A 26,141-nucleotide genomic window follows, 5' to 3' on the forward strand; every position below is an offset into this window, starting at 1 on the left:
GCCTTGCAAACGACCGGCTCTCGGACGCATCCGCCTGCCCACCGGGCCTTCCACGCACATCGATCGTGGGCGGCCTATTCCCGCTCCCCGATCACGCGGCGGGCGCGCAGGTCGTCCAAGGCGTCCTTGGGCAAAGAGAGCAGTTCGCCGAGGACTTCGTCGGTGTGCTGGCCCAGCAGGGGCGCCGGGGCGGGAGGCCGCTGGAGACCGCCGAGCACCAGGGGCGAGCCGGGGGCCAGGTGGCGGCCGATGCCGGGCTGGTCCAGCTCCCCGATCAGCGGTTCGGCGCGCAGGGCGGCGCTGTCGTCGGCCACCAGTTCGGCGAAGTCGCGGTACCGGGCCCACAGCACGGAGGTGCCCTGGAACGCCTCTTCGATCTGGCCGCAGGTGCGGGCGGCGAACCAGGGGGTGAAGATGCCGCACAGCGCCTCCCGGTAGGTGTAGCGGTCGGCGGCTTTGGTGAAGTCGGCGCCCAGGGCCCGTTCCAGGGCTTCGGCGACCTCGCCCAGGCCGGTGGCGGCGAGCAGGTCGCGCCAGTGCCGGGCCGAGAGGGTCAGCACCAGGACGCGCCGGCCGTCGCCGGTGGCGAAGTCGCGTCCGAAGTCGCCGAAGAGGTGGTTGCCGATGCGCCGCCGCGGCTCGCCGAACTGGGCTTCGGCCAGGTAGCCGAGGTTGCCGGCGGTGGCCAGCGCCACGTCGCTGAGGGCGACCTCCAGGTACTGCCCGGCCCCGGTGCGCAGCCGCTGCCGTTCGGCGGCCAGCAGCCCGACCGCCAGGTACAGGCCGCAGGCGATGTCCCAGGCCGGCAGCACGTGGTTGACCGGCCCGTCGTGGTCTTCCGGACCGGTCACCAGCGGGAAGCCCAAGGCGGCGTTCACGGTGTAGTCCACGGCGTTGCCGCCGCCGCGCTTGCCGACGAGCTGCACGTAGATCAGGTCCGGCCGCCGCTCCCGCAGCTGTTGGTAGGTCAGCCCGTCCCGCCGGGGCGCGTTGGTGAGGACGATCCCGCTCTCGGCGATCAGATCGGCGACGATCTTGCGTCCTTCGGCCGACCGCAGATCCACGGTGACCGACCGTTTGCCCTTGTTGAGCCCGGCCCAGTACAGGCTCCGCCCGGACGGCGCCAGCGGCCACCGGTCGATGTCGGGCCCGCCACCGATCTGGTCGACCCGGATCACGTCCGCCCCGAGCTGGGCCAGTGTCATCCCACCCAGCGGCGAGGCCACGAAGCTGGACAGCTCGACCACCCGCATCCCGTCCAGCGGCAGTCCCATCGCGCTCGCCTCACCGGCCACCGGCACCCCTCCACGGCTCGGGGACGTCTCCAGACCGCGGCACGCTCCTGGAGATTCTGGATTCTATAGAATATCCACACGCTTTCCAGAGCCCCCGGCGCCCCGCCCGGTCCAGAATCGACAGGACGTCGGCGGGAGGGAGAAACGGTGCCCGGCAAACGCCCAGCAGCCCCCAACGGTCCCCGCACCACGCCCGGACCGGCCGTCCCGCATGCCGCCCCCGCACACCCCGCCGCGGAAATCGCGCGCCGGCCCGCGCTGGACGGCAGGCAGCTCAGCGAACGGGTCGCCGGGCATGTGCGGGAGGCCATCATGATCGGCGAACTGCGCGCCCCCGCCTACATCCGCACCGAGCACCTGGCCGCCGAACTGGGCGTCAGCGCCACCCCGGTGCGGGAGGCCCTGATGATCCTGCACAGCGAGGGCGCCGTCCGCTGGGAGCCCCGCCGCGGTTTCCGCGTGCTGCCGCTGACCGAACGCGACGTGGCCGACCTGTTCGACGTCCAGGCCCACCTCGCCGGCGAACTGGCCGCCCGTGCCGCCACCGCCCTGCCGGAGGAGGAGCTGGACCGTCTGGAAGGCGTCCAATCCCGCCTGGAGCAGGCCGCCCGCGACGGCGACGCCGAGCTGGTCGACCGGCTCAACCACGAGATCCACCGGACGATCAACCGCTCCTCCGGGTCGCACCGGCTGACCGCGCTGCTGAAGTCGACCGTCCACTACGTGCCGCTGCGCTTCTTCGGCACCGTCGAAGGCTGGCCCGAGGCCTCGGCCCGCGACCACGCCCCCATCCTGGCCGCGCTGCGCGCCCGCGACCCCGAGGCCGCCCGCACCGCCATGTCCGCCCACATCCGCCACGTCGGCCGCCTGCTGATCGACCACCTGCGCGCCCGGGGCGTCCTGGAGAAGTCGGCATCGCAGTGAGGGTTTTCAACGAAAGCCACGGTCAAGCACGGCCCGGCGCGGTTTGCATGCCGAGCACTGTTCGTCCCTTTACCCTCGAGAAAGGGCCCACTTGCCAACGGCGTCCGAAACCCGAAGAAACCCCCAACGGCAACGTTCACGCCGATAATCTGATCTTGCCGAGATCCGGTGCAGGATCCTCGTGAAGCATGGGAGCAGACCTTGGGCGCTGACGGCGCCGTCCCGACCGACATCCCCACCGACGTGCCGACCTCCGCCCGGGTTTACAACTGGCTCCTGGGCGGCAAGGACAACTTCGAAATCGACCGGCAGTTCGTGCGGGACACCATCCGCCTCACCCCGCACGTCCTCGACGCCGCCCGAGCGAACCGGCTGTTTCTGTACCGGGTGGTGCGCTACCTGGCGGCCGAGGCCGGCATCCGCCAGTTCATCGACCTGGGCTGCGGCCTGCCCACCGACAACAACACCCACCAAGTCGCCCAAAAGCACGCACCCGACGCCCGGGTCGTCTACGTGGACATCCGTGGTCATCACCGCCGACATGCGCGACCCCGAGGCCATCCTGGAGCACCCCGACACCAAGCGCCTGATCGACTTCAGCGAGCCGCTGGCCGTGCTGTACCTGTCGGTCGGCCACCACCTGCCCGACTCCGACGACCCCCACACCGTCCTGCACACCTACATCGACCGCGCCGTCCCCGGCAGCCACCTGGCCTTCACTCAGATCGTCAGCACCCTCCCCGCCGAACGGCGCGCCGAACTGGACGCCATCGTCCCTCCCAACATCCCCTGGCAGACCCGCAGCCCCGAAGAGGTCGACGCGCTGCTGCTGGGGCACGGCCTGGAGCCGGTCGAACCGGGTCTGGTCGACATCAACAACTGGCGCCCCGACCCCAACCAGCCGCCTCTGGCCCCCGTTCCCGAAGAGCTGAAAACTTACGAGGGCGCCTCCAAGCTCCACAAGGAACTGTTCGAGTACGGCGGGCTGTTCCGAAAGCCGTGACCTGAAACGACGGGGCGCCCGGAATTTGAACGTTCTCGCCGCACGGCCCCAGGGGGCCAGGCCCGGATGTCTCCCGCGGAGCGAGGTGCCCGCCTTGACACGTGGACGCGCATCCACCAGATGCGGCCGGTTACGGCCAAGAAATCCTCAGAAGGGGGAACTTGCGCGTTTTCCGAACGCGTGTGGTTGATCATGAAAGCATGACGGGGCGCGTACCGGCACGGGTCTGCGGTGGCCGGGCCGTTCACCGGACGGCACGGCGAGGAGAGCGGACAGCGGCCACCGCGAGCGCCGGCCACGGGAAAACGGCCGGCCGCCTGCGGTGGGGACGCCACCGGAACCATCCCCACCGCGGGCGAAAGGCCCCTGCGAGGGCGCGGTGGTGAAGCGGCCACGACGCAGCCCGGCCCCGAAGGACCCGCCGGGCTCTGCGGGCGGCGACGCCGCTCCGTCCTCAGGCACCACGGCGGACGCCCCGGGAGCGGTGGCGATCGGCAAGGACAACTGGGGCATCGTGTCCACCGGCCCGAACGCCACCAACGTCCAAACGGTGCTGCCGCCAGAGGCGCTGCGGCCGGTCAGTGAGGTGACGGCCCCGCCCCGGCTGGTGAATGTCCCTTCCGCCGCGCGGCTGTTCGTCGGCCGCCACGACGATCTGACCGCTCTGCAAACAGCACTGGACGAGTCCGAAGATCCGGTGGTGGTGCACGGCCTGGGCGGGGTGGGCAAGTCCACCCTGGCCGCCCGCTACGCCACCGCCCAGGCCGACCGGCGCAACCCGGTGTGGTGGATCACCGCCGACACCCCGCCTCCCTGCAAGCCGGACTGGCCGCCCTCGCCACCGCCTTGCAACCGGAACTGACCCGGGCGCTGCCGCTGGAGGCGCTGGCGGAACGCGCGCTGACCTGGCTGAGCTGCCAGAACGACTGGCTGCTGGTGTTGGACAACGTCACCGACCCCGCCCACCTGACCCCCGTGCTGAACCGCGCCCTGAGCGGACGGGTACTGATCACCAGCCGGCTCGGCACCGGATGGCACCGCCTGGGCGCCCGCGTCCTGCACCTGGACGTGCTCACCCCCGCCCAGGCGGTCGAGCTGCTGACCCGCATCACCACCGGAGGCACCGACCGCCACGATCCCGCCCTGGAGGGCGCAGCCGACCTGGTCGAAGAACTGGGATGCCTGCCGCTGGCGATCGAACAGGCCGCCGCCTACCTCCACCAGACCCGGCTCACCCCACGGGCCTACCTGGAACTGCTGTCCCGACAGCCGGCGGCGATGTTCGACCAGGCCGCCGCAGGCGGCGACCCCGAACGCACCATCGCCCGCCTCTGGCGACTCACCCTGGCCCGGCTGACCGAGGTCCCCCATGCCTTGCAGGTGCTGCGGGTGCTGGCCTGGTACGGCGCCGAAGCCGTCCCCCGCACTCTGCTCTCCCCGCTCGCCGCCCCCGCCGAGCTCACCACGGCGCTCGGGGCACTGGCCGCCTACAACATGATCACCCTCACCCCGCAGACGGTCACCGTGCACCGCCTGGTGCAGGCCGTTACCCGCGCCCCCGACCCCACCGACCCGCACCGCCGTCCCACCGACATCGACCAGGCCCGCCACCAGGCCATCGACCTGCTCGGCCAAGCCCTGCCCCCCGACCATCAAGACCCGACGCACTGGCCCGCCTGGCGCACGCTGCTCCCCCACATAGACGCCCTGGCCGCTCGCACCACCGTCGACGACGACGGCCTCGCCCTCCTGCTCAACGAGGCCGGCACGTTCTTGCACGACCAAGGAACGATCCATCGCGCCATCGCCTACCACCGGCGCGCCCTGACGGACTTTCAGCGACTGCTGGGTGACGACCACCCGCTCACGCTGACTTCCCGCAACAACCTGGCCCTGGCCTACCAGACAAGCGGCGATTCAAAGCGCGCCATCCCGCTTCTGAAACAAACCCTCACCGATAAGGCACGAGTACTGGGCGCCGACCACCCTCACACTCTGACCACCCGCAACAACCTCGCCCTCGCCTACCAGGAAGCCGGAGATCTCAAACGCGCCATCCCGCTTCTGGAACAGGCACTCACCGATAAAGAACGAGTACTGGGCGACGACCACCCGCGCACCCGCGCTTCCCCGCGACTATCTCGCCGACACCTACCGACAAGCCGAAGAGAGCAAACGAGCCATTTCCCCCTTCCCCCTGGAGGGGCATGGCCGATGATGAAACCATGACGAGACGTGGGCTGGTATGGGCCGGCACCGCCCTACTGATGGCGGCTCTGATCGGACTGGGCGCGTACTTCGCCACGGTAGGCCTGGACAAGGCCGACAAGTGGGCCAGCGTGATCGGAGTCTTCATAGCGATCATCGGCCTGGCAGTGGCGGTGGCCGGCCTGTTCACCGGCCAAAACACCACCGAACAAGCCCCACCCCAGGTGTCGGCCTCGGGAGAACGCTCGGTCGCCATCGGCGGCGACAACACCGGAACCATCTCCACCGGAGACGGAACAACCAACACCCGATCCCCATGAGACCGCCCCGGTGAAACCACCACGGCACAGACGAACCCCGGATGCCCCCCGCGAAGGACACGGCCCCAGATAAAGACGCCCGGACTCGTCCACGCGGAACACCGGCAAAGATCACAGCAAACGCCTCAAGAACAGCAGCGATCGGCGAGAACAACCGGGACATCGCGTCCCCCGAGCCGTATGTGAAGCAGAACGCGCTGATGCCGCTCATCAGTAGCGTCAACAGCGTCTCCTCCAAAACGGTTGCAGCGGCACGGTTGGATGGTGGAGATGCCTTCGTCGTCTTCTTCCAGTGCGCGGGCCGCGCGGCAGCGGCTGGCGGATCAGTTGCGTGAGCTTCGCATGGCCGCGGGGATCTCCGGTGTGGAGTTCGCCCGGCGGGCGGGTTGGCGAGACTCGTCGAACGTCTCGAAGATCGAGCGGGGTGTGCGTCCGGCGTCGGCGGAGCATGTGCGGCTGTGGTGCGCGATCTGCGGGGCGTCGGAGCAGCGTTTGAACGAGCTGCTGGCGGAGCAGGCCGCCGTCGAGCGGATGTGGCTGACCTACCGGCAGCTCAACCGCGGCGGCCTCAAGGGTGCTCAGGAGTCGGTGCGGGACCGGTACGAGCGGGTCAAGCTCATGCGGGTCTACTGTGCGCACGTGATCCCCGGCCTGCTGCAGACGCGGGCGTACACGACGGCGGCACTGCAGTCGATCCGCGTCGAGCAGCACGTCGAGGTGGACGACGTCGCCGAGGCGGTGGCAGAGCGGATGGACCGGCAGCGGGTGCTGCGGCGGCCGGACGCCCGGTTCGTGTTCGTGCTGGAAGAGCAGGTCCTGCATCACCGGGTCGTCCCGGCCGACGTGCACGCCGAACAGTTGGAGCATCTGCTGGCGATGGCGCGGTGGCCCTCGGTATCGCTGGGGATCATCCCGCTGGACGCCGACCGCACGCTGGACGACGGGCATCGGGTGTGGCCGGAGCACACCTTCATCATCAGCGACACCGAGCTGGTCACCGTGGAGCTGGTGTCGGGGTTTCTGTCGGTGTCCCAGCCATCGGAGATCGCCGATTACCTGGCGGCCTGGAAGCGGCTGACGTCGCTGTCCGTCACGGGAGAGAAGGCCCGGCGGATCATTACCAGAGTCCGCGAATCGCTTGACGCCTGAAGCCGGCGCGGGTGAGGGTTCGACACGGGGTCGGCACGCACAGGCCCGGTGTCGAAACGGAGGACCGTGATGCCGCTCGAGCTGGTGGGCGAGGACCCCGACTCGCCCGAGGGGCGCTGCCCCGCCGTGTACCTCGACCCCGACAGCGGGGATTTTTACTTCCAGGGTCTGCTCGTCACCGATCCGCTGGTGCTCGCCGAGATCGGCAGGCACGGCACCCTGCACGCCGACGAGGCCGTGGTGCGGCTTCCCGGACGCATGGCGTCGATCATCGCCGAGGCGGCCGCCGGCACTTATGAGCCGGGACGTCTCGGGCACGGTCCGGCCGACAGCACCGAGGTGCTCAAAGTCGCCAAGCACAGCGCGCTGCACCTGGAGATGCGCGACACCTACGACCCGTCCCACCCCGCCTACCAGGACTTTCTGGCGGGCGGGTCGGGCTGGTACGAGATGACGAACTGGCGCCGGATCGTGCAGGACGCCGTGGGTCGCGGGGTGACGATCCGGCGCGCCCGGGTGATCTCCATGCCCCCTTCGGACTACATCCGCTGGGAGCACATGCTCACCTCCCAGAACATCGAGGCCGGAGAGGACGTGCGGTGGCTGCCGCGCGACCGGGCCTGGGACCTGATGCTGCCCGGCGCGGACTTTTGGCTGTTCGACAACAAGCTGGTGATGTTCAACTTCTGCGAGGGGGACGGGACCGAGATCCCCGAAGAGAAGAGCAGCAACGACCCGACCGTGGTCGCGCGCTGCCTGGCCGCGTTCGAGCAGGTGTGGGAGCGAGCGATCCCCCACGAGCAGTTCCGACTTCCCTGAACATATCGGTCCCGGTCTCAGCCACGTCGGCGAGGCCGGGGCCAAAACCTGCCAAATCTCTTCCCGGCGGCGACCTGAGTGCGCGAGGTTTTGGACGACACTGCACACACTCCAGGGAGCCGTCTTGATCACCTTCTCGCTGAAACAAGCCTCTGGTAATACAAAGGCGTTTCGAACGCCCGCCCGGGTCCTGCTCGGCCGTCGCGCCGAATGCTTTTCTTCTGCAATCAGCCCTGAGGTATCCCGGTTTTCGCATCGGAGATACGCGGCCAGGCGAACTGATCTGGTGTGAGCAGTTGAATGACATCGCTCAACGGGGGAGAGCACGTGATCCGGGCAGCGAATACCACCGGCGACTTCGAGCGGGCGGCACGGTTGCGAGACGAGCTGGTCGATACGCTGCGATCGCGCGGGAAGATCGTCTCGCCTGCAGTGGAGAAGGCGTTCCGCACGGTTGCCCGTGAGACGTTCGTACCCCCCGGCACTCCTCTTGAGGAGGTCTACGCCGTAGACCGCGCGGTGGTGACCAAGACCGACGAGCACGGCAGGAGCTTGTCCTCGGTCAGCGCCACTTACATCCAGGCCCGCATGATCGAAATGGCGGATATCCATCCCGGAATGGCCGTTCTGGAGATCGGCTCAGGCGGCTACAACGCCGCGCTGCTGGCCGAGATCGTCGGTCCGGATGGGTATGTGGTCAGCATCGACATCGACAGCGAGATCGTCGAGCGTGCCGGCGCCCTGCTGAGCCGAACCGGGTATGGCGGTCGGGTCAGCGTTGTGCACGCGGACGCCGAATACCCCGTGCCCGGCTTCGGCCCGTTCGATCGGACGTTGGTCACCGTCGGGGCGTGGGACATCCCCCCGGCCTGGCTGGACCAACTGGTCGCCGACGGTGTGCTGGTGGTGCCGCTGCGCATGAACGGCATCACCCGAACCATCGCGTTCCGCCGCGACGGCGATCACCTGACCAGCAGCGACGCCGAAGTGGCCGGATTCGTGCCCATTCAGGGGCAGGGCGCGCATACCGAGCGGACATTCCTGCTGCCAGATCCGAACGGCGCGCGGCTATGGCTGCAGTTCGACTCCGGCGCCCCTGAAGAAATACGCCTCCTCGACGGTGTGCTGGCAACCGAATCGGTGTCGGTGTGGTCCGGTGTCACCATCGGGAAGGGCATCTCGTTCGCCGACCTGCATCTGTGGCTCGCGGCGTTCCTGCCCGGATTCTGCCGGATCAGCGCCGACCCTGGTACCGATCTGGCGGCGAAGCTGGGCAAGACCTGGTTCCCGTTCGGCGGCGTAGTCGGGGGTTCCTTCGCCTATCTCGCAGTGCGGCCGGCGATGGACGACACGGGCGTGGAGTTCGGCGCCACCGCCCACGGTGGCCGGGCCGCGGCCATCGCTCTTGTCGAGCAGATCCAGGCCTGGGACCGCGCCGGCCGTCACCGCAGTCCCTCGTTCGGTTTCTGGCCTGCCGGCAGCACCGTTCCCAAGCTTCCCGAGCCCTCGGCGGTGCTGCACAAAAGGCATGGCGCCGTCTCGATCTCCTGGCTCCCGGCGAGCCAGAACACACCGATCATTCGCCCTCGACGTGTGGGAGGAGTGAACTGATGACTCTGCCCCTGGCCCTGGACCTCGCCGATGACCACGGCGAGATCGCAGCAGAAGAGTTCGAGCTGGACCTGCGCGTGGTGGAGTCCACCACGCCGATAGTGACCATGATGTGCTCCACCAGCGACGGCTGCGGCAACACCTGCAGCACCAGCGCGTGCAGCAGCAGCTCATACGACCCGTTCTGACGGCCTGAACGCCTTGCGGCGGCATCCCTTAGCCGGGATGTCGCCTCCGCAAGTCCCGGCGAGAGGAAGGAAATGGGGTCGTGGCCGTTTCCCGCCGTTTCCGCCACACCGGACTCGTGCTGGTACGCGCGACCACATGTCCCCCGGACGTGACGCCTCCCGGCGATGTGGACTTGGCCGACCACGCTGCCGTGGCGCGGGAGGGAGCCGCGTGGGTGAGGCGAGTCTGGCAGCGCCGTGAGGTACGCGAAGCCGTGGAGATGTCCAGCCCAGACCTGGCCGCCGGCATCGAGCGCCTTCTGACGGATGGCTGTCCCGCCGGGCGGCGGCTCCGCCGGACGGTGGCCTCGCCGGCGTCGTACCTGCTGCGGTGGGAACGGCGCGCCACCCCCTTCGGGATGTTCGCCGGCGTCACCGCCGCTGCGCTCGGCCCGGCGGCGGTGAAGATCGACACCGGTCACCGTGCCGTCGTTCGCGCCGATTCCGAATGGCTCGCCACGCTGATCGACCAGGTGGAGCGGCATCCTGCCCTGCGGATGCGGTTGACGGTGGTCGCGGACAACACCGGCGTCGTCCGCGACGGCCGCTTCATCGTCCTCCGCAGGGCCGCGGTCGGAGCGCGATCACCGGGACCGCTGCAGGAAGCGTCGGTGCGTCTCACCACACCCATCGCCTACGCCCTCGAGCAGGCCGTCCGGCCCCAGCGGCTCGCCGCACTGGCCGATCGCATGTCCCGGCGTTTTCCCAGCGCCGACACCGGCCGGATACACACGTTGCTGCACGGCCTGATCGACGGGGGATTCCTCATCACCGACCTGCGTCCGCCTTCGACCGCTGAGGACCCGCTGAACCATCTCATCCAGGCGCTCCACCGCGCAGGAGTCCGCGAGGCGGGCGACGCGGAGCTCACGGAGATCACCAAGCTGCTCGACCATCTGGAGGCCATCAACCGCCAACTGATGGAACACAACACCGCTGCCGACCCGGCGCGTGCGGCGCCCCTGCGTGCCGCGGCCGCCGGCAGGATGCGGCATCTGGCGCGCGGCACCGGGCCCGTGCTGGCGGCCGATCTGCGGCTCAACGCCCACATCGCGATCCCCGAACCGGTTGTGCACGAGGCCGAGCGAGCAGCCGATGTCTTGCTGCGGCTGTCAACGCAGCCGTTCGGCACGACGGCGTGGTTGGACTACCACGCCCGCTTCCGTGCCCGCTATGGCACCGGTGCACTTGTCCCGGTCCGGGAGCTGGTCACCGACTCAGGACTGGGGTACCCCCGCGGGTATCTGGGCGCGCCTCGTGCCCGCCCCGTGTGGCGGACATTGACCCAACGCGACACCACTTTGATGGGGATGATCCAGCAAGCCCTCGTGGACGGCCGTGAGGAGATCACGCTGTCCGAGGCCGATATAGCGGCATTGACGACAGGTGATCACGGTGACGTCGTGGTGCCGTCGCGTATCGAACTCGGCATCACGCTCCACGCCACTTCAACGGACGCGATCAACCGCGGCGACTTCACCCTGCAGGTGGTGGCCGCGCCACGCGCCCACACCAGCATGATCGGCCGCTTCGCCCACCTGCTCGACAAGGCCGACCGGGCCAAGCTCGCCCGCACCTACGCTCCCGATGACGACGTCGTGGTAGCGCAGTTGTCGTTCACGCCCCGACGTCCGCACAACGACAACGTCGTACGCGTCGCCCCACACGCGGGAACAGTCGTCCTGCCGCTGGCCGAACACCCCGGCACCGCTCCCGGCCGGTCGGGTTCCGGTGGAACCGAGGTGGGCGTGCTCAGCTTGGACGACCTGGCGGTCACCGCGGACGCCGATCAGATGTACCTGGTGCAGCGGTCCACCGGGCGACGTGTGCGCGCCTACATCCCCCACGCTCTGGACACCACCGTGCAGACACCGCCGTTGGCGCGGTTCCTGGCAGAAATCGCCGATGCACGCAGCGCCGTGTTCGGCCCATTCGACCTGGGAGCGGCCCGCGCCCTGCCGTACGTCCCCCGCATCCGCTACCGGCGCACGGTGTTGTCTCCCGCACGCTGGCTCCTCACCCGCGGTGCCCTAGCCGCACCCGGCGAAGACTGGGACGCGGCCTTGCACAGATGGCGCCACCGGTGGAGGGTGCCCGCTCGCGTCGTGCTGTGCCAGGGAGAATTGCGCCTGCCGTTGAACTTGGACCGGCCTTTGGACCGCCGACTGCTGCAGGCTCGGCTGAATGCGGCTGAACGGCTCGAACTTCGTGAGGATGCCTCGTCCATCGCCTGGGGCTGGGTGGGACGCGCGGCGGAGCTGGTGATCCCGATGGTCGCGGCCGCCGCGCCGAAGGGGCGGCCGCCGGTGACCGCACCGCCGGGCATCATCCATCAGCCGGGCGATGCGTTGTTGCTGCGGGCGCACTTGGTGGGCAACCCCGCGCACTTCGACACCATCCTCACCCGTCACCTCCCTGCGTTCGTCCAGCAGCTCGGCGTACCGATCCGGCGATGGTGGGCGAGCAGGCATCGCGACCTGATCCGTCTGGAGGCCGACCAGTACCTCGTGGTGCTGTTCCGGCTCGCCGAACGGTCCCAGTACGGAGCAGTGGCCGCACGGCTGGCCGCCTTCGCTCAGGAGTTGCGAACCCGCGGCCTGCTCGAACAGCTCTTCCTGGCTCCCGCCGCAGAGCAGCCCGGCCGCTACGGGCACGGCCCGGCCCTGGAAGCGGCCGAGGAGGTGTTCGCCGCCGACACCGCAGCCGCCATAGCCCAGATCGCAATGGCCCAGGCCGCCGGGGTGGCGGCGCAGGCCGTCGCGGCGGCCTCCATGACCCATCTCGCCGCTGCGTTCGCCTCCGGTACCGCGGCCGGCTACCGCACTCTGGTCCGCCGCGCAAAGCGACGCTCCGGGCCGGTAGATGCAGTCGTACGCGATGCCGCCTTCCGCCTGGCCGATCCCGCAGCCGGCTTCGCCGCCGTCCGCGCCCTTCCGGGTGGCGACGCGGTCGCCGCCGCCTGGCAGCGCAGAGCCGACGCATTGGCCGCCTACCATCGCCTTCTCGCCCAACAGCGCGACCCCGCAGACCTGGTGACGACGCTCCTGCACGGGCATCACGTCCGGGCGTTCGGTCCCGATCCCGAACACGAGGCCACCACCATCCGGCTGGCCCGCGCCGCCGCCCTCCGGAATCTGGCCACCGCCTCACCTGCGGCAGGTGCCCCGTGACGTCGTCCGCGGTGATCTCCCACGATCAGGCGCATCACCAATCCCTGGCGGACGGTACGGCCGGCCTCGCGCTCCTCCGCATCGAACGAGCCCTGTCCGGCCAGGCCCCCTGGACCGAGGCACACGCACTGATTCGGCGGGTGGCCGCCGGCCCGATCGACGGAGGCGATCACGCAGGCCTGTATTACGGGGCGCCCGCCGTCGCGTTCCTCCTGCACGCCGCCGACACAGACGGCCGGGGTCGGTACGAACAGGCGCTCACCACGCTGGACCGCCACGTGGCGCGCCTTGCCCGCCGCCGCATCAACACCGCCCGCACCAGAATCAACGCGGGCGAGCACGCACAGTTCAGCGAGTACGACCTGTTCTATGGCCTGGTCGGCATCGGTGCGCTGCTGCTCTCGCGCCAGCCCGGCAGCGACGTCTTCGGCGACGTGCTGCGGTACCTGGTGCGGCTCACCCGCCCGGCACGGCACGACGGAGTGGAACTGCCCGGCTGGTGGGTCACGCACGACCCCGACCCGACCCTGCCGACACCCGGTGGGCACGCCAATTTGGGCATGGCACACGGCGCGGCAGGCATCCTCGCGCTTCTGGCACTGGCCGCCCGCGCCGGCCACACCGTCGAAGGGCACCACGAAGCGCTCGAACAGCTGGCCGACTGGATGGAGAACTGGCGGCAGCAGTCACCGGAGGGCCCCTGGTGGCCTCAATGGATCACCCTCACCGCACTGCGCACCGGCCGTCCCGCCCAACAACGCCCCGGACGCCCCTCATGGTGTTACGGCACCCCGGGCATCGCCCGCGCACTCCAGTTGGCCGCCCTGGCCACCGGCGACACCGCACGGCGGCGCAACGCCGAACAAGCGCTGCTGGCCTGCCTGACCGATCAGAACCTGACGCGGATCAGCGACCCCGGAATCTGCCACGGCATGGCCGGGCTCTACCAAACCGCCTATCGTGCCGCCGGCGACAGCACCGACCCGGCACTCCGCCGGCGGCTGCCTGCCCTGGCCGCCGCACTCCGCGCCAGAGCCCGCCGTGAACACACGCAGCGCCTGAACGAGGGACTGCTGACCGGCCGAGCCGGAGTGGCACTGGCTTTGGAAAGCGCGCGGCACGCCGCACCACCCCGCTCGGGATGGGACGCATGCCTGCTGATCACCTGACCGAAGCCGCCCCCGCCCAGCTCGCCGCCGGCGTACTCGCCGTCCTCGCAGGCATCCCACTCGAGAGAGCCGCCGCCGAGCACGGTCTTCAACTCGATCAGCTCACTGAAGCCGTCCAGGTGTACCTGGCCGCCGGCTACGCCGCGCTGGAACGTCGCACTGAGCAGCAGTGGCATCAGATACTTGTGAAGTGGCCTGCGTGGGAGCAGGCCGAGAAACTCGCCGCCACGCACCTTCGCCCGCGCCTGGACGACCTGCACCGCCGGGGAGTCATCGGCGGGTGGTGGTTCCTGCGCAAGCACCCCTGGTGGCGGATACGGCTACGGGTTCCCGGCCCAGAGGCCACCTCGGCAACCGCCGACGTCATCACCGGGACGATGACCGAACTGACCGACCTCGGGCTGATCGCCGGATGGCAGCGTTCGATCTACGAACCGGAGCACGCCGCGTTCGGCGGCCCCACAGCCATGGCCACCGTCCACGACCTCTTCTGCGCCGACAGCCGCGGAGTTCTCGACTACGCCCTCATGGCGTCACCACCGATCGGCCGCCGGGAAATATCGATCATGCTTCTTCAGTCACTCCTGCACGGCGCGGAGCTGGACTGGTTCGAACGCGGCGACGTCTTCCACCGGGTCGCGCAGCTACGTCCCATCCCACCGCATTCGATACCCCATGCAGCGATGGACGCGCTGACCGGCAAGATGCGGACGCTCATACACACCACAGCCGAAGCCACAACCTCTCTCTTCAGCCCGGGTGGTCCAATCGCGTCCGCAACCGACTGGCGAGAAAGCTTCCACGCAGCAGGGCGGCAACTCGGGGCAGCCGCAACCAACGGCCGCCTCGACCGCGGCCTACGTGCGCTACTCGCCCATGTAGTGATCTTCCACTGGAACCGGCTCGGCCTATCGGCCACTACCCAAGGCGTCCTCGCCCGCGCCGCCACCGCCGCCTTCCTGCCGCGCAACTGACTCATCCAGCTTCTTGATCGCCCAGTAGCCCTATGTCGTGGAGCACGGCACCGGTGTTTCCGTTCAAAATGATCAGTCGATGTGCGGGACGGGGCTGGTCAGGCCGTGGTCGATGCGGCGGCGCAGTGCCGGATGGATGTCGTATTCGGCGAGGTCTTCGGGGGCGACCCAGCGCACGGCGGAAGCCTCGTCAGTGCTGGTGAGCCGGCCGCCGATCGGACGGGCGTGCAGGCAGATGTTCACCGGCTGGCGGACCTCGGTGACCTTGCCGCCCTTGATGTACTCGATCACGTGGTCAGGGGTGGTGAACACCCCAACCAGGCCCGTGATCTCGATCTCGATGCCGGTCTCCTCCCGGCACTCACGGACGGCGCACTCGCGGATGGTCTCGCCCTTCTTCAGTCCGCCCGTGGGAATGGTCCACAGGCCGTTGTCAGTGCGCTGAAGCAACAGCACCCGTCCAGCTTCGTCGCGCACCAGGGCGCTCGCGGACGGCCTACGGGACGTCGGTTCCGGGGCATGGGGGTTCTGCCAGTGATCGACTCGTTTCGTCTTCTTGCCCACTTGCTCGCTCCCGTTCAACGGCCGTGCGGATGCTCACACCCGTTCGTAGGGCTTCAGGTACGTGCTGAAGTACGCCCGGCCGTCGCTGGTCGGTGTATGCGCCTTCTCGCCGTGTTCCCTGAGGGAACGTTTGGTGTTTCCCAGGGAACATGCGCAGATGTTCCCTGGGAACATTCATCGTGTTCCCTGGGGAACATCCAGGGGGTTCCCCACGGACGCCAATGCTCGGAGCTCGCGGGCGGATGGCAGTTCGCGGGCCTGTTCCGGCAGCGTCTGCAAGACCTGACCGAGCAAGACCTTCCTGCCGGCGGTCGTGGCATCTGGGTACTTTTCCATGACGGTTAGGGCCTGCTGAAGGCCCGCCTCCACTTCCCGGGCGTGGATGAGTGCCACTGCGTTCATGAGCGCCAGGTTCGAGCGGGGGCCGTGTGCTTCGGGTGGGTAGAGGGCCAAGGAACGGGCCACTGTGTCTCGGGACTGAGCGTCCCCTGCGAGGGTGCGGACGTAAGACTCAGACCAGCGCAGCTGGGTTTCCTGAAAAGTGAACACCGACTGTCCGTCCTGGCTCGGTAGCGCCTCGAACGTGCGGGTGGCCTCGGTCAGAGAGGCATGCGCCTGGGCAACGTTGCCCTGTGCGACCGTGGCGTAGGCGCGTGCGGTGTGGGCGCGAGCCAGGCCGGCGGACGGTGTTCCGCCTGAGATTGCGATGGCTTCGGAGATCAAGTCGTCGATGACACTCGCTGGACGGCCGGTCCAGCAGGCGTCCTGAGCGGCTCGGCCTCGTACCCATACGCGTAGAGCGGTGTCTCCAGAGACATCGGCGGCATGTTTCGCGGTGGCCCAGGTGGTGCGGGCGGCGCGTATCTGGCCTGTGTCGCCCAGATCGATCGCCAGGCATGCCGACAGACCGGCGCTCACTCGTAGCAGCCGACGCCGCTCGGACTTGGTCATCTGCCGTTTGAGCAGTTCACCAACGGCCACGATGTCGGCGGTCAAGTCCTTGATCAGGGCGCCCGCGGGGCGGACCATGAGCAACTGCCCGTATTCGTGGACGGTGCGGTCCCACTCGTCCAGGTCGAGGGGGTTGCCCAGGGCCTCTTCGATTCCGGCGAGGACGCCTTCCAGGGCGCCGGGTGGGATCGTGGCTCCGGCTCCGAGTGCGGCCAGCAGTTGCAGGGCGGCGCGCCGTCTCACCTCTTCACTCCCTTCATCTGGGAGCACCGTCGATTTCAAGGTACGTCACGGGGTTTCGACGGCGGCAGAGCGTTTTGAGTGGCCGAGGAGGTCGATTCAGCTCGCGGTTTGAAGGCGGGAGTCGTTCTGCCTCTATCCCTGAACCCGTAGCTGAACGCGGCCCGCCGGATAAATTTCCGTTTGTCCGTCTTGCTCGACCACCAGAACCGGGACGCCTTCCGGCAGGTCCAGCCGGTCTCGTTCATCGGCAGTCGGCATTCTCGATGTCACCACAGCGGCCGGGCGGATTATTACCTCGCGTCTCTCGGGCACCTCCCGAACGTATGAGCCTCGGGCGTGCTCGGTCACGATCAAACCCTCGCCACGCAGCATCGCCACCGCCCGGCGCACCGTCTCGCGGGCCACGCCGTACTGCTGGACGAGCTGGGCCTCGGACGGAATGGCCTGCCCAGGTGCCAGCTCCCCAAAGAGGATGGCCTCGCGGATCGCTGCAGCGACCTTGGCGTAAGCGGGTGTGTAGTCGGCCACGTCCAGTGTCCCTACGTCGTCCGACCGTACCGCCACCTCCATAGGCCCTGGGCCGAACGAGGACACGCCCAGCAAAGGGCCAAAGCATGAACCTCCGTGCCTCAGACGGCGGTCGTCAATGCCCGGAGTTCGCGGGCGGCGGGCAATTCGTGGGCCTTGTCCGGCAGGGCTCGCAGGATCTGGTTGCTCATATGGCGTCGTGCCGGGCTGATCGGCAGTCGTTGCAGCGTGGTTACCGATGCATCTAGGGCCGCGTCGATCTCGCGGTCTTGGAGCAGGCCCATCGCTCGGATCATGTGCAGGTTGGCGACCGGGCCCAGGGTTCCGGGGGGATAGAGAGCGATTGCTTCGTCCACGGCGGCCTTGCCGCGCTCGTCTCCGGTGAGCGTGTAGACGTACGCCTCGTTCCAGCGCAGACGCGAGGGGCCCCATCCGAAAGTGCTCGGGTCCGAGGTGACTGTGTCTGGGAGGTGCTCGAAGACGTCGCCCAAAGCGGCCATCTCCCGATGTGCCGTCGTTCGATCGCCGTTCTCGGCGGCCAGGCAGGCGCGGGTGGCATGGACGCGGGGCAGTCCGGAGCACGGTTTGCCATCGGCGATGGCGGCGGCCTCGGCGGTCAGGGCGAGGATGTCGGCGGGCGGGGCTCCTGTCCACAGCGCTTCCTCGGCCTCGCGTGCCCGTACCCAGACGCGCAGGCCCTGGTCTCCGCTGGCATCGGCGGCCCGTCGTGCAGTTCCCCAGGCCAGGCGGGCGCCTCGGCGGTTGCCGACGTCGCCGAGTTCGATGGCCAGTAGTGCCGACAGGCCCGCGCTGATCCGCAGCAACCCCGCCCGGACGGCCTCGGACCGTTCCTGGTCGAGGAGACGGCCGATAGTGATGACGTCAGCGGTCAGGTCCCCCAGATATGTCCCCACCGGCGTTCGGTTGATCAAATACGCGTACTCGCGGACCGTGCGCTCCCATTCATCGAGGTCAAGAGGGTTGCCCAGGGCGTCTTCGATTCCGGCGAGAGCTGTTTCGAGGACAGCCGGCGGGATCGCGGCTCCGGCTCCTAGAGCGGCCAGCAGTTGCAGGGCGGCGCGCCGTCTCATGTCGTCCCCCGCATCTTCGGGAATGACGTCGGCATCCACGGTACCCGGCGATGTCTCCTCCTTGAACAGTTCGTCCTCCTTGATTCCGAACACCGCCGCATAGGGGGCTCGATAGCGCGGGTCGGATACGACGGCCTTGCCCGCTTCCCAGCGCTTGACGTAAGTCACGAACGAGGGCAATTCGGGCTTTTGCTGATCTTCGACGGTATCTCGGAGGAGACGGGCCAGGGTTCGCTGGCCCCAGCCGCGCTTTTCACGCTCGGCGCGCAGCCGGACGGCCTGCATTCGCCGCTGCTCGGTGGTCATGGTGCACGCACCTTTCTCACCATGTTCCCTGGGGAACATCCAGGGGGTTCCCCACGGACGCCAATGCCCGGAGCTCGCGGGCGGACGGCAGTTCGCGGGCCTGTTCCGGCAGCGTCTGCAAGACCTGACCGAGCAAGACCTTTCTTCCAGAGGTCGTGGCGTCTGGGTATTTCTCCAGGACGGTCAGAGCTTGCTGAAGGCCTGCCTCCACCTCTCGGGCATGGATGAGGGCGATGGCGTCCATGAGCGCCAGGTTCGAGCGTGCGCCGTGCGCCTCGGTCGGGTACAGGGAAAGGGCACCTGCCACTGTCTCCCGGGCCCGGTCATCGGCGGTCAGGACGTGGACGTAGGACTTCGACCACCACAGATGGCTTTCCAGGAAAGCGAAGATCGTTCGTCTTTCGTCGGCGTTCGGAAGGTGGTCGAAGGTCTGCTCGGCCGCTGCGAGGAACACACGGGCCTGGGCGGTGTCGCCCTGGGTGGCGGCGGCGTAGGCGCGGGCGGCTTGGGCACGGGCCAGACCAGGGGACGGGGTTCCGGCCGCGAGGGCGATGCCCTCGTTGGCGAGGGCGGTGATCGTCTCTGCCGGGCGTCCGGTCCAGCAGGCCTCTTGGGCCGCTCGGCCGCGCACCCAGACGCGCAGGGTGGTGTCTCCGGAGGCGTCTGCGGCGCGTTTGGCGGTGGCCCAGGTGGCGCGTGTGGCGCGGAGATCGCCCGTACCGCCCAGGTCGATCGCCAGACAGGCCGACAGGGCGGCGGAGACCCGCAGCATCCGTTGCCGGTCGGTGTCGGGCATCTGCCGCGTGAGCAGTTCACCGATGGCGAGCAGGTCCGCGGTCAAGTCCCTGGTCAAAGCGCCGGCGGGCCGGACCGTGAGCAGTTGCCCGTACTCATGGGCGGTGCGCTCCCATTCATCGAGGTCAAGCGGGTTGCCCAGGGCGTCTTCGATTCCGGCAAGAGCTGTTTCGAAGACAGCCGGCGGGATCGCGGCTCCGGCTCCGAGAGCGGCCAGCAGTTGCAGGGCGGCACGCCGTCTCATGTCGTCCCCCGCATCCTCGGGAATGACACCGACATCCACGCTACCCGGCGATGTCGTTTCGTTGAATAGCTCTTCTTGATCGATTCCGAACACCGCTGCGTAGGCCGCGCGATAGCGGGAGTCGGATACCACGGCCTTGCCCGTTTCCCAGCGCTTGACGTAAGTCACAAATGAGGGCAACTCGGGCTTTTGTTGATCTTCGACGGCGTCTCGGAGGCGGCGGGCCAGGGTTCGCTGGCCCCAGCCGCGCTTTTCACGCTCGGCACGCAGCCGGGCGGCCTGTATTCGCCGCTGCTCGGTGGTCATGGTGCACGCACCTTTCTCACCATGTTCCCTGGGGAACATTCGACGTGTTCCCCAGGGAACATCCGCACACGTCACCTGGGAAACACCTGGAGCTGTCCCCCATGATGCCTCTTGAAATGCGGACTGTGACGCAGATTCACTAAATGCATTCACCGCCGCAGATAGAAAGCCGTCAGCGGACTGTCACGGCGGTTCGTGCGGTCGTCCCGCACTGACGTCCAGAAACGCAAAGCGGCCCCGGACGGTGCAGCCACACCGCTACCCGAGGCCTGGCCAGGAAGCGAAGGTTCCTGACTTGAACGCAATCCTAACGACGGCTCCGCCGCGGTGGCCCATTCCTGCGCAAACTGTGCCGGCAGTGCTCACCCCCGAGCAGCGGCGGAAACGCGAGCAGGCCGAGCTGCGGGCTCTATTCCCGGACGCCGTTCCCTGGCACGGCGTCCAGTCCGGGCTGTGGCCGGCCGCTCCCTCCGGCGCGAAGCGGCTGCTGCAGGCGCCCACCGCCCAGGACCTGGCGGAGCAGTTGACCGCCCACTACCGGCGTTACCTCACCCCCCAGACCCCCCGTCCGGGCCGCCAGCCGAACCCCCGGCCGGGCGGGGCCGGCGCGGTGGCACGGCGAGCTGCCCTGCGGCCCCCGGCATCCCGTGCCGCCGCGCCTTCCAGAACCCTTGCCGGGCCGGCCCGCCCCGAAGCGGCGACGAGACCGGCAGCGGTATCCCGAACGCCCGTGCCCTCCCGCCCGGCCGTGCGGCGACCGGCGCCTTCATCTCCTGCGGCGTCCCGGCCGCCCGGAAGGCGGGACGTCCGGCATCCAGCACCCAAGAACGGCTGGCTCCGGCGAGGGCTGATCCGGCTGGGCCTCATGGCGGAGACGGCATGACCCGCGAAGAAGCACCGCGAGAGATCCCGCGCCACGCACGCCGCGGACACGGCTCCCGCGTCCGGCCGCTGATCCGACACTCCGCACCCAAGAGCAGCCGGTTCCTGCGGGGACTGATCCGGCCGGACTTCACAGCGGAGGCCGCATGACCCGCGAAGAAGCGCTGCGGGAGATCCTGCGGCGTGCTCACCGGGAGCACGGGACCTGTGTTCTGGCGCTGCGGCGCATCGAGCGGGAGATCGCCGAACTGCGGCGTTACGTCGACAAGTACATCGGCGGTCAGACGCACGCCTGCTACCTGCACGGGGTGGCCCACACCTTGGAAGCCATGGAGGAGGCCCTGTTCGAGATCTTCAAGGTGAAGCCGGACGACCACACCCCCTCGTGGAGCCGGCCGTCCCTGCTGGAGGAAATAGCGAGCCTCCATCTCGACGGCCAGGGGTCGTAACGCCGTACGGTCGCTATGACCCGTTCCACGTCCAGCACCCGTCCCGAGAGCCGAGCCTCTCTTTTCGGCGCGATCTCACTCGCGGGCGGCGGCCAAGGTGACGGGGGCGGGACGGGTCGCCCACCAGGCGGTCAGGACGGTCGTCGCCCCGCCGACCAGGAACGCCCCGGCGGCCAGCCAGAACAGCAGGGTCCAGGGGACGGCGATGACCTGTAGGCCGCTGAGGGCGGCGGCTGCCACCAACCCGCCGAGCAGCAGCCCGATGGCGATGACGGCGCACGACTCCACCAGGGCCGCCCGGACGACCTGGCCCCGGCTCAACCCGGTCAGCCGGGCCACGGCGAACTCGGTGCGGCGTTCGGCGCCGGCCATCACCAGGGCGTTGACCACGGCGATCGCGGCGTACAGGCCGGACATGCCCAGCAGCACCAGCATGATGTCCCGGTTGCCGCGGGTCTGGGCGGCGACGCGGGCGTCGGCCCACTCGGAGACGGTGCGCACCGTGCCCAGGTCCGCGGCGCGAATCCGGGCGGCCACCTCCTGTACGGACGCGCCCGGGGCCACCTGGACGATCGTCTCGGCCGCGGAACGGGCGGCCAGCTCATCGGGGATCAGCTCGCGCGGCACCAAAAACGCGTCAGCGCCGTTCTCCAGTACCTCCGGCATCGCCGCGACGATCCGCAGCCGCACCCGCCGGTCGCCGATGCGGGCGACCGGCGGAACCTTGCGGCGGATCGGCTCGGCGGCCAGGCCGGGGCCGATGGCGACCGTGGCGCCGCGCAGCCGGTCCAGGGAGCCGGCGGCCGGGCGCAGCCGCTGGGTCCGCTGGTAGGCGTCCGGGTCGATCGCGACGATCCCCGAGTGGTAGGTGTGCCGCCAGGTGCGGCCCTCCTCGCGGTGCTCGGCCCGTATCGAGATCTCCACCGACAGCCTGGTGGAGGCGACCGCCACGCCGGGGATCTGCCGCAGCCGGGCGGCCTGGGCGCCGGTGGACTCCACCACCAGGTCACCGGCGGTCAGCCGCCGGATCTCCACGCCGGTCGCCGCGGCCAGCGAGTCCAGCGTGCCGGCGAACCCGGCGGTCAGGGCGACCAGCACGATCAGCGGCGCCGCCGTGGCGGCGCTGCGGCGCGTCCCCTCCCGCAGGTTCGCCTCGGCCAGCTCGCCCAGCACGCCCGCCCGGCGCAGCGCCGACCCCAGCACCCACCCGGCGGGCGGCACCAGCAGCGGGCTGAGCATACTGAACGCCACCGCCCCCAGCATCGAGACCGCCATGGCGACCAGCAGCGCGCCCAGGAAGTCCGCCGACTGCCCGGCGACCACCAGCGGCGCCGCCAGGGCCAGGCACGAGAGGCCCACCAGCCAGCGGCCCGCCGTCATCACCCGCGCCGCGGCCCCACTGTCGCGCACCGCGTCCAGGGGACGCAGCCGGGCCGCTCGCAGCGCGGCCGCCAGCACCCCGCAGACCGCCACGCCGAGCCCGACCCCCGCCGACACCGGCAGCACCCCGGCGGACCAGCCGACGGTGAAGTGCCCGGGCAGGAACCCCAGCCGCACCAGCAGCCAGGCCTGCGCCCACATCGCCGGCACTCCCAGCAGCACGCCCAGTACCGTCCCGGCCAGCCCCAGCAGCAGCGCCTCCGTCAGCAACAAGACGACCAGTTGCCGGCGGCTGCCGCCGGCCAGCCGCAGCAACGCCAGATCCCGCCGCCGCTGCGCCACGGTGAAGGCGAACGTCGAACCGACGATGAACACCGCCAGAAACGCCGCCAGCAGCACCGTCATCCCCAGCAGCGTCGCCGCCCCGACGTACCCCTCCCGGATCTGCTCGGCCTCCCGCCCCGATGTCCCCGGCGGGATCTGCGGCTCCCCCGTGGCGACCAGCGTCAGCAGGGACGACTGCACCAGCGCCACCCCCAGCGCCACCGCCGACACCGCCCCGGCGAACAGCCACCGCCGCTCCCGCAGCGTCCCCCACGACAGGCTCAGCACCGCCTCACCCCTCCAGCCGGGCGAGACGGTCGGCCACCTGGCGGGCGGACGGGCGGGCCAGGTGATCGACGACGCGTCCGTCGCGCAGGAACACCACCGCGTCGGCGCGGGCCGCCGCCACGGGGTCGTGGGTGACCATGACGATGGTCTGGCCGGTCTCGTCCACCATGGCGCGCAGCAGGTCGAGGACGGTGCGGGCCGAGGCGGAGTCCAGGGCGCCGGTCGGCTCGTCGGCGAACAGCACCGCCGGGCGGGTGACCATGGCGCGGGCGATCGCCACCCGTTGCTGCTGACCGCCGGACAGCTCCCGGGGGCGGTGCCGCAGCCGGTCCGCCAGCCCGACGCGGGCGAGCACGGCCCGCACCTGCTGCCTGGGCACCCGGACGCCGGCCAGTTTGAGCGGGAGCGCCACGTTCTGCTCGGCGGTCAGCGAGCCGATCAGGTTGAAGTTCTGGAACACGAAACCGACGGCGCGCCGCCGCAGCTCGGTCAGCGTCCCGTCCGGGGCGCGGGTGATGTCCCGCCCGGCCAGGTGGACCCGGCCCGCCGTCACCCTGTCCAGTCCCGCCGCGCAGTGCAGCAGCGTGGACTTGCCCGAGCCGGACGGGCCCATGACCGCGGTCCACGAGCCCTGCGGGAAGTTCAGGGACACCCCGTCCAGGGCCCGCACCCGGGCGCCGCCCGTCCCGTACTCCTTGACCACTCCATGCAGCGCCACCGCACTCGTCACGGCCGCCCTCCACCGGTGCGGGAGCGTGCGGGGCGTCCACTTGGACGAGCGAAGGTCCGGATCGTCATGCCCGGGATTCCACCGGCGAAGGCGGGCGGGGCGCATCATGCCGAGCCCCCGATTTCGAGGTAGGGCCAGCCCTACCGCCCGGGCGCACGCGGCGGGGCTACCGTGCCGGTGTGGCGGCAGAAGGGCCGAAGACGGCGTGGGAGGCGCTCGGGTGGCGGCTGCTCCTGGGCCGGTGGCCGTGGCGTGCGGTGGCCTTTTTGGGGAGCGGTGCGGTGGTGGCGGTGCTGGCGGCGGTGCCGCTGGCGGTGCTGGCCTCCCCGTGGGCGCTGGCCGCGGGACGGCCGCCCACCGTGGCGGGGGCGCTGGTCGTCTGCGGGGGCGTGGCGCTGGCGGTGTTCGGGCCGCTGGTGGCGCTGCCGTTGGCCGAGCTGGAGCGGCGGCGGCTGCGCCTGGTCGATGCCCGTCCCGTGCGGCCGGGGCACGCCGTCCCGCCGGCTGCGGGGGTGGCGGCGTGGCTGCGTACCCGTTACGCCGAGGCGGCCACCTGGCGGGAGTTCGGGTACGCCTGCCTGCTGGCCGTCCTGGTGCCGCCGGTGTACGGGGCGGTCGGGCTGGCGGTGCTGCTGGTGGTGATGCTGCTGGCCGGGCCGCTGCTGGTGGCCGGGGCCGAGGGCCCGGTGGCCATCGGCGTCGCCACGGTCGGCACCGTCCGGGAGGCGCTGCCGTACGCCCTGGCCGGGCTGGCGGGGGTGCCCATCGCCGGTTATCTGCTGGTGGCGCTGGCCGCGGCGCACGGGGCGCTGGCGCGGCGGCTGCTGGAGGGGCGGCCCGAGCAGCGGCTGCGGGCCGAACTGGTGGAGGTGTCCCGGTCGCGGGCCCGCCTGGTGGACGCCTTCGAGGCCGAACGCCGCCGCATCGAACGGGACCTGCACGACGGCGCCCAGCAGCGGCTGCTCGGGCTGACCTTGCAGCTCGGCATGGCCCTGCTCGACCTGCCGCCGGGCTCACCGGCCGCCGAGCGGGTGGGCGAGGCCCACCGGCAGGCCCGGGAGCTGATGCGCGAGCTGCGGGAGGTGATCCGCGGCATCCACCCGCGGGTGCTGACCGACCGGGGGCTGGTGGCGGCGCTGGAGGAGCTGGCCGACCGGGCCGCGCTGCCGGTGACCGTGCACGCCGAGCTGCCCGGCAGGCCGCCCCCGCCGGTGGAGAGCACCGCCTACTTCGTGGTGTCGGAGGCGCTCACCAACGCCGCCCGGCACGGCGGCGCCACGCAGGCCACGGTGACCGTGGCCTGGCGGGACGGCCTGCTGACCGTCGAGGTCGCCGACGACGGCGCCGGCGGGGCCGACCCGGACGCCGGGACCGGCCTGACCGGGCTGGCCGACCGGGTGGCGGCGGTCGGCGGCAGAATGCTGCTGTCGAGCCCGGCCGGGGGGCCGACCGTGGTGCGGGTGGAGCTGGCATGCGAGCTGAGCGGGTAGTGCTCGCCGAAGACGGCGTGCTGCTGCGCGAAGGGCTCACCGGGCTGCTGGACCGGTTCGGGTTCCAGGTGGTCGCCGCGGTGGGCGACGCCGAGGCGCTGACCGCCGCGGTCGCCGAGCACTCCCCCGACCTGGTGATCACCGACATTCGGATGCCGCCGGGCCACACCGACGAGGGGCTGCGCGCCGCCGTCGAGCTGCGCCGCGCCGACCCGTCGTTGGCCGTGGTGGCGCTCAGCCAGTACGTGGAGCTGAGCTACGCCGCCGACCTGCTGGACTCCGGGGACGGCAGGCGGGTGGGCTACCTGCTCAAAGACCGGGTCACCGACGTGGCCGACTTCGCCGCCACGCTGCGCCGCGTCCTGGCGGGCGGCACGGTGGTGGACCCGGAGGTGATCAGCCGGCTGCTGCGCCGCCGCCGCGACCCGCTGCAGGCCCTGTCCCCGCGGGAACGCCAGGTGCTGGCCCTGATCGCCGAAGGGCACTCCAACAGCGCCATCGCCCGCCGCCTGGTCGTCTCCGAGGCGACCGTGGGCAAGCACATCGGCGCGATCTTCACCAAGCTCGACCTGCCGCCGGCCGAGGACACCCACCGCCGCGTCCTGGCCGTCCTGGCCTACCTGCGCAGCCGCCCGTCCCGGTGAGCGGGCGGACGTCCGGATTCGGCGCCCCCGGGCGGGCGGGCGTCAGTAGGCTCGGCG

The 26,141-nt window shown here is 70.2% G+C and carries 23 protein-coding genes and 1 pseudogene; 16 read left to right on the top strand and 8 right to left on the bottom strand.

The window, feature by feature from the left end; translation table 11 throughout:
- Positions 1-74: 74 nt before the first annotated feature.
- Positions 75-1,295, bottom strand: coding sequence for a CoA transferase (locus BUE48_RS23060; RefSeq protein ID WP_245536921.1), 1,221 nt, complete (start codon positions 1,293-1,295; stop codon positions 75-77).
- A 147-nt stretch (positions 1,296-1,442) separates the two neighbouring features.
- Here BUE48_RS23060 and BUE48_RS23065 point away from each other — a divergent pair, with 147 nt between their 5' ends.
- From BUE48_RS23065 to BUE48_RS23125, 13 genes and pseudogenes are all read left to right on the top strand, one after another.
- A complete protein-coding gene (locus BUE48_RS23065) occupies positions 1,443-2,219 on the top strand; it encodes a GntR family transcriptional regulator (protein WP_012854941.1) in 777 nt (258 codons plus the stop codon).
- A 243-nt stretch (positions 2,220-2,462) separates the two neighbouring features.
- Positions 2,463-3,222 (top strand): annotated as a pseudogene (locus tag BUE48_RS23070) (SAM-dependent methyltransferase).
- A 484-nt stretch (positions 3,223-3,706) separates the two neighbouring features.
- Complete coding sequence (locus tag BUE48_RS23075; protein WP_286991019.1) at positions 3,707-4,084, top strand: AAA family ATPase; 378 nt, start codon at positions 3,707-3,709, stop codon at positions 4,082-4,084.
- Positions 4,009-5,451, top strand: a complete 1,443-nt coding sequence (locus tag BUE48_RS23080; RefSeq protein ID WP_286991020.1) for a tetratricopeptide repeat protein — start codon at positions 4,009-4,011, stop codon at positions 5,449-5,451. Before BUE48_RS23075 ends, BUE48_RS23080 begins: the two co-directional genes overlap by 76 nt.
- The gene (locus BUE48_RS23085) at positions 5,430-5,750 is read left to right on the top strand and encodes a hypothetical protein (protein WP_148233098.1); all 321 of its coding nucleotides are present in this window, start codon (positions 5,430-5,432) and stop codon (positions 5,748-5,750) included. Before BUE48_RS23080 ends, BUE48_RS23085 begins: the two co-directional genes overlap by 22 nt.
- Positions 5,751-5,791: 41 nt before the next feature.
- Entirely contained in the window at positions 5,792-6,085 is a 294-nt protein-coding gene (locus tag BUE48_RS23090) for a hypothetical protein (RefSeq protein WP_286991021.1), read from the top strand.
- A 7-nt stretch (positions 6,086-6,092) separates the two neighbouring features.
- Positions 6,093-6,899, top strand: coding sequence for a helix-turn-helix domain-containing protein (locus BUE48_RS23095; protein WP_052305597.1), 807 nt, complete (start codon positions 6,093-6,095; stop codon positions 6,897-6,899).
- Positions 6,900-6,968: 69 nt separating this feature from the next.
- The gene (locus tag BUE48_RS23100) at positions 6,969-7,718 is read left to right on the top strand and encodes a DUF6879 family protein (protein ID WP_012854947.1); all 750 of its coding nucleotides are present in this window, start codon (positions 6,969-6,971) and stop codon (positions 7,716-7,718) included.
- 327 nt (positions 7,719-8,045) lie between these two features.
- The gene (fxlM, locus tag BUE48_RS23105; protein ID WP_286991022.1) at positions 8,046-9,329 is read left to right on the top strand and encodes a methyltransferase, FxLD system; all 1,284 of its coding nucleotides are present in this window, start codon (positions 8,046-8,048) and stop codon (positions 9,327-9,329) included.
- A complete protein-coding gene (locus BUE48_RS23110; RefSeq protein ID WP_012854949.1) occupies positions 9,329-9,517 on the top strand; it encodes an FxLD family lanthipeptide in 189 nt (62 codons plus the stop codon). The genes fxlM and BUE48_RS23110 overlap by 1 nt, the downstream gene beginning before the upstream one ends.
- Positions 9,518-9,633: 116 nt before the next feature.
- Entirely contained in the window at positions 9,634-12,726 is a 3,093-nt protein-coding gene (locus BUE48_RS23115; RefSeq protein WP_286991089.1) for a lantibiotic dehydratase, read from the top strand.
- A complete protein-coding gene (locus tag BUE48_RS23120; RefSeq protein ID WP_012854951.1) occupies positions 12,723-13,895 on the top strand; it encodes a lanthionine synthetase C family protein in 1,173 nt (390 codons plus the stop codon). The genes BUE48_RS23115 and BUE48_RS23120 overlap by 4 nt, the downstream gene beginning before the upstream one ends.
- On the top strand, positions 13,877-14,869 hold the full coding sequence (locus BUE48_RS23125; RefSeq protein WP_286991023.1) for a thiopeptide-type bacteriocin biosynthesis protein: 993 nt from the start codon (positions 13,877-13,879) through the stop codon (positions 14,867-14,869). The genes BUE48_RS23120 and BUE48_RS23125 overlap by 19 nt, the downstream gene beginning before the upstream one ends.
- 72 nt (positions 14,870-14,941) lie before the next feature.
- Here the strand turns inward: BUE48_RS23125 and BUE48_RS23130 are convergent, their stop codons facing one another.
- The 5 genes from BUE48_RS23130 to BUE48_RS23150 all read right to left on the bottom strand — a co-directional run bounded on the left by BUE48_RS23130 (position 14,942) and on the right by BUE48_RS23150 (position 19,897).
- The gene (locus tag BUE48_RS23130; RefSeq protein WP_286991024.1) at positions 14,942-15,433 is read right to left on the bottom strand and encodes an NUDIX hydrolase; all 492 of its coding nucleotides are present in this window, start codon (positions 15,431-15,433) and stop codon (positions 14,942-14,944) included.
- A 174-nt stretch (positions 15,434-15,607) separates the two neighbouring features.
- Entirely contained in the window at positions 15,608-16,627 is a 1,020-nt protein-coding gene (locus BUE48_RS23135) for an XRE family transcriptional regulator (RefSeq protein WP_286991025.1), read from the bottom strand.
- A gap of 132 nt (positions 16,628-16,759) precedes the next feature.
- Positions 16,760-17,155: a GntR family transcriptional regulator gene (locus tag BUE48_RS23140; protein WP_286991027.1), complete on the bottom strand. Its 396-nt coding sequence runs from the start codon at positions 17,153-17,155 to the stop codon at positions 16,760-16,762.
- Positions 17,156-17,256: 101 nt separating this feature from the next.
- Complete coding sequence (locus tag BUE48_RS23145) at positions 17,257-18,552, bottom strand: helix-turn-helix domain-containing protein (protein WP_286991029.1); 1,296 nt, start codon at positions 18,550-18,552, stop codon at positions 17,257-17,259.
- Positions 18,553-18,568: 16 nt separating this feature from the next.
- Complete coding sequence (locus BUE48_RS23150; RefSeq protein WP_286991030.1) at positions 18,569-19,897, bottom strand: helix-turn-helix domain-containing protein; 1,329 nt, start codon at positions 19,895-19,897, stop codon at positions 18,569-18,571.
- A gap of 1,028 nt (positions 19,898-20,925) precedes the next feature.
- Between BUE48_RS23150 and BUE48_RS23155 the strand changes: the two genes are divergently transcribed.
- Entirely contained in the window at positions 20,926-21,228 is a 303-nt protein-coding gene (locus BUE48_RS23155) for a hypothetical protein (protein ID WP_012854960.1), read from the top strand.
- Between the two features lie 75 nt (positions 21,229-21,303).
- Here BUE48_RS23155 and BUE48_RS23160 read toward each other — a convergent pair whose 3' ends face one another.
- Together BUE48_RS23160 and BUE48_RS23165 are read right to left on the bottom strand one after the other, a co-directional pair.
- The gene (locus BUE48_RS23160) at positions 21,304-23,220 is read right to left on the bottom strand and encodes an FtsX-like permease family protein (protein WP_286991031.1); all 1,917 of its coding nucleotides are present in this window, start codon (positions 23,218-23,220) and stop codon (positions 21,304-21,306) included.
- A 4-nt stretch (positions 23,221-23,224) separates the two neighbouring features.
- The gene (locus BUE48_RS23165) at positions 23,225-23,950 is read right to left on the bottom strand and encodes an ABC transporter ATP-binding protein (protein ID WP_012854962.1); all 726 of its coding nucleotides are present in this window, start codon (positions 23,948-23,950) and stop codon (positions 23,225-23,227) included.
- A gap of 179 nt (positions 23,951-24,129) precedes the next feature.
- Between BUE48_RS23165 and BUE48_RS23170 the strand changes: the two genes are divergently transcribed.
- Together BUE48_RS23170 and BUE48_RS23175 are read left to right on the top strand one after the other, a co-directional pair.
- Positions 24,130-25,440, top strand: coding sequence for a sensor histidine kinase (locus tag BUE48_RS23170; RefSeq protein WP_286991032.1), 1,311 nt, complete (start codon positions 24,130-24,132; stop codon positions 25,438-25,440).
- A complete protein-coding gene (locus BUE48_RS23175; protein ID WP_012854964.1) occupies positions 25,422-26,084 on the top strand; it encodes a response regulator in 663 nt (220 codons plus the stop codon). Before BUE48_RS23170 ends, BUE48_RS23175 begins: the two co-directional genes overlap by 19 nt.
- Positions 26,085-26,141 lie beyond the last annotated feature (57 nt).

It is taken from the genome of Thermomonospora sp. CIF 1 (genome assembly GCF_001896795.1).
GTDB lineage: Bacteria > Actinomycetota > Actinomycetes > Streptosporangiales > Streptosporangiaceae > Thermomonospora > Thermomonospora curvata.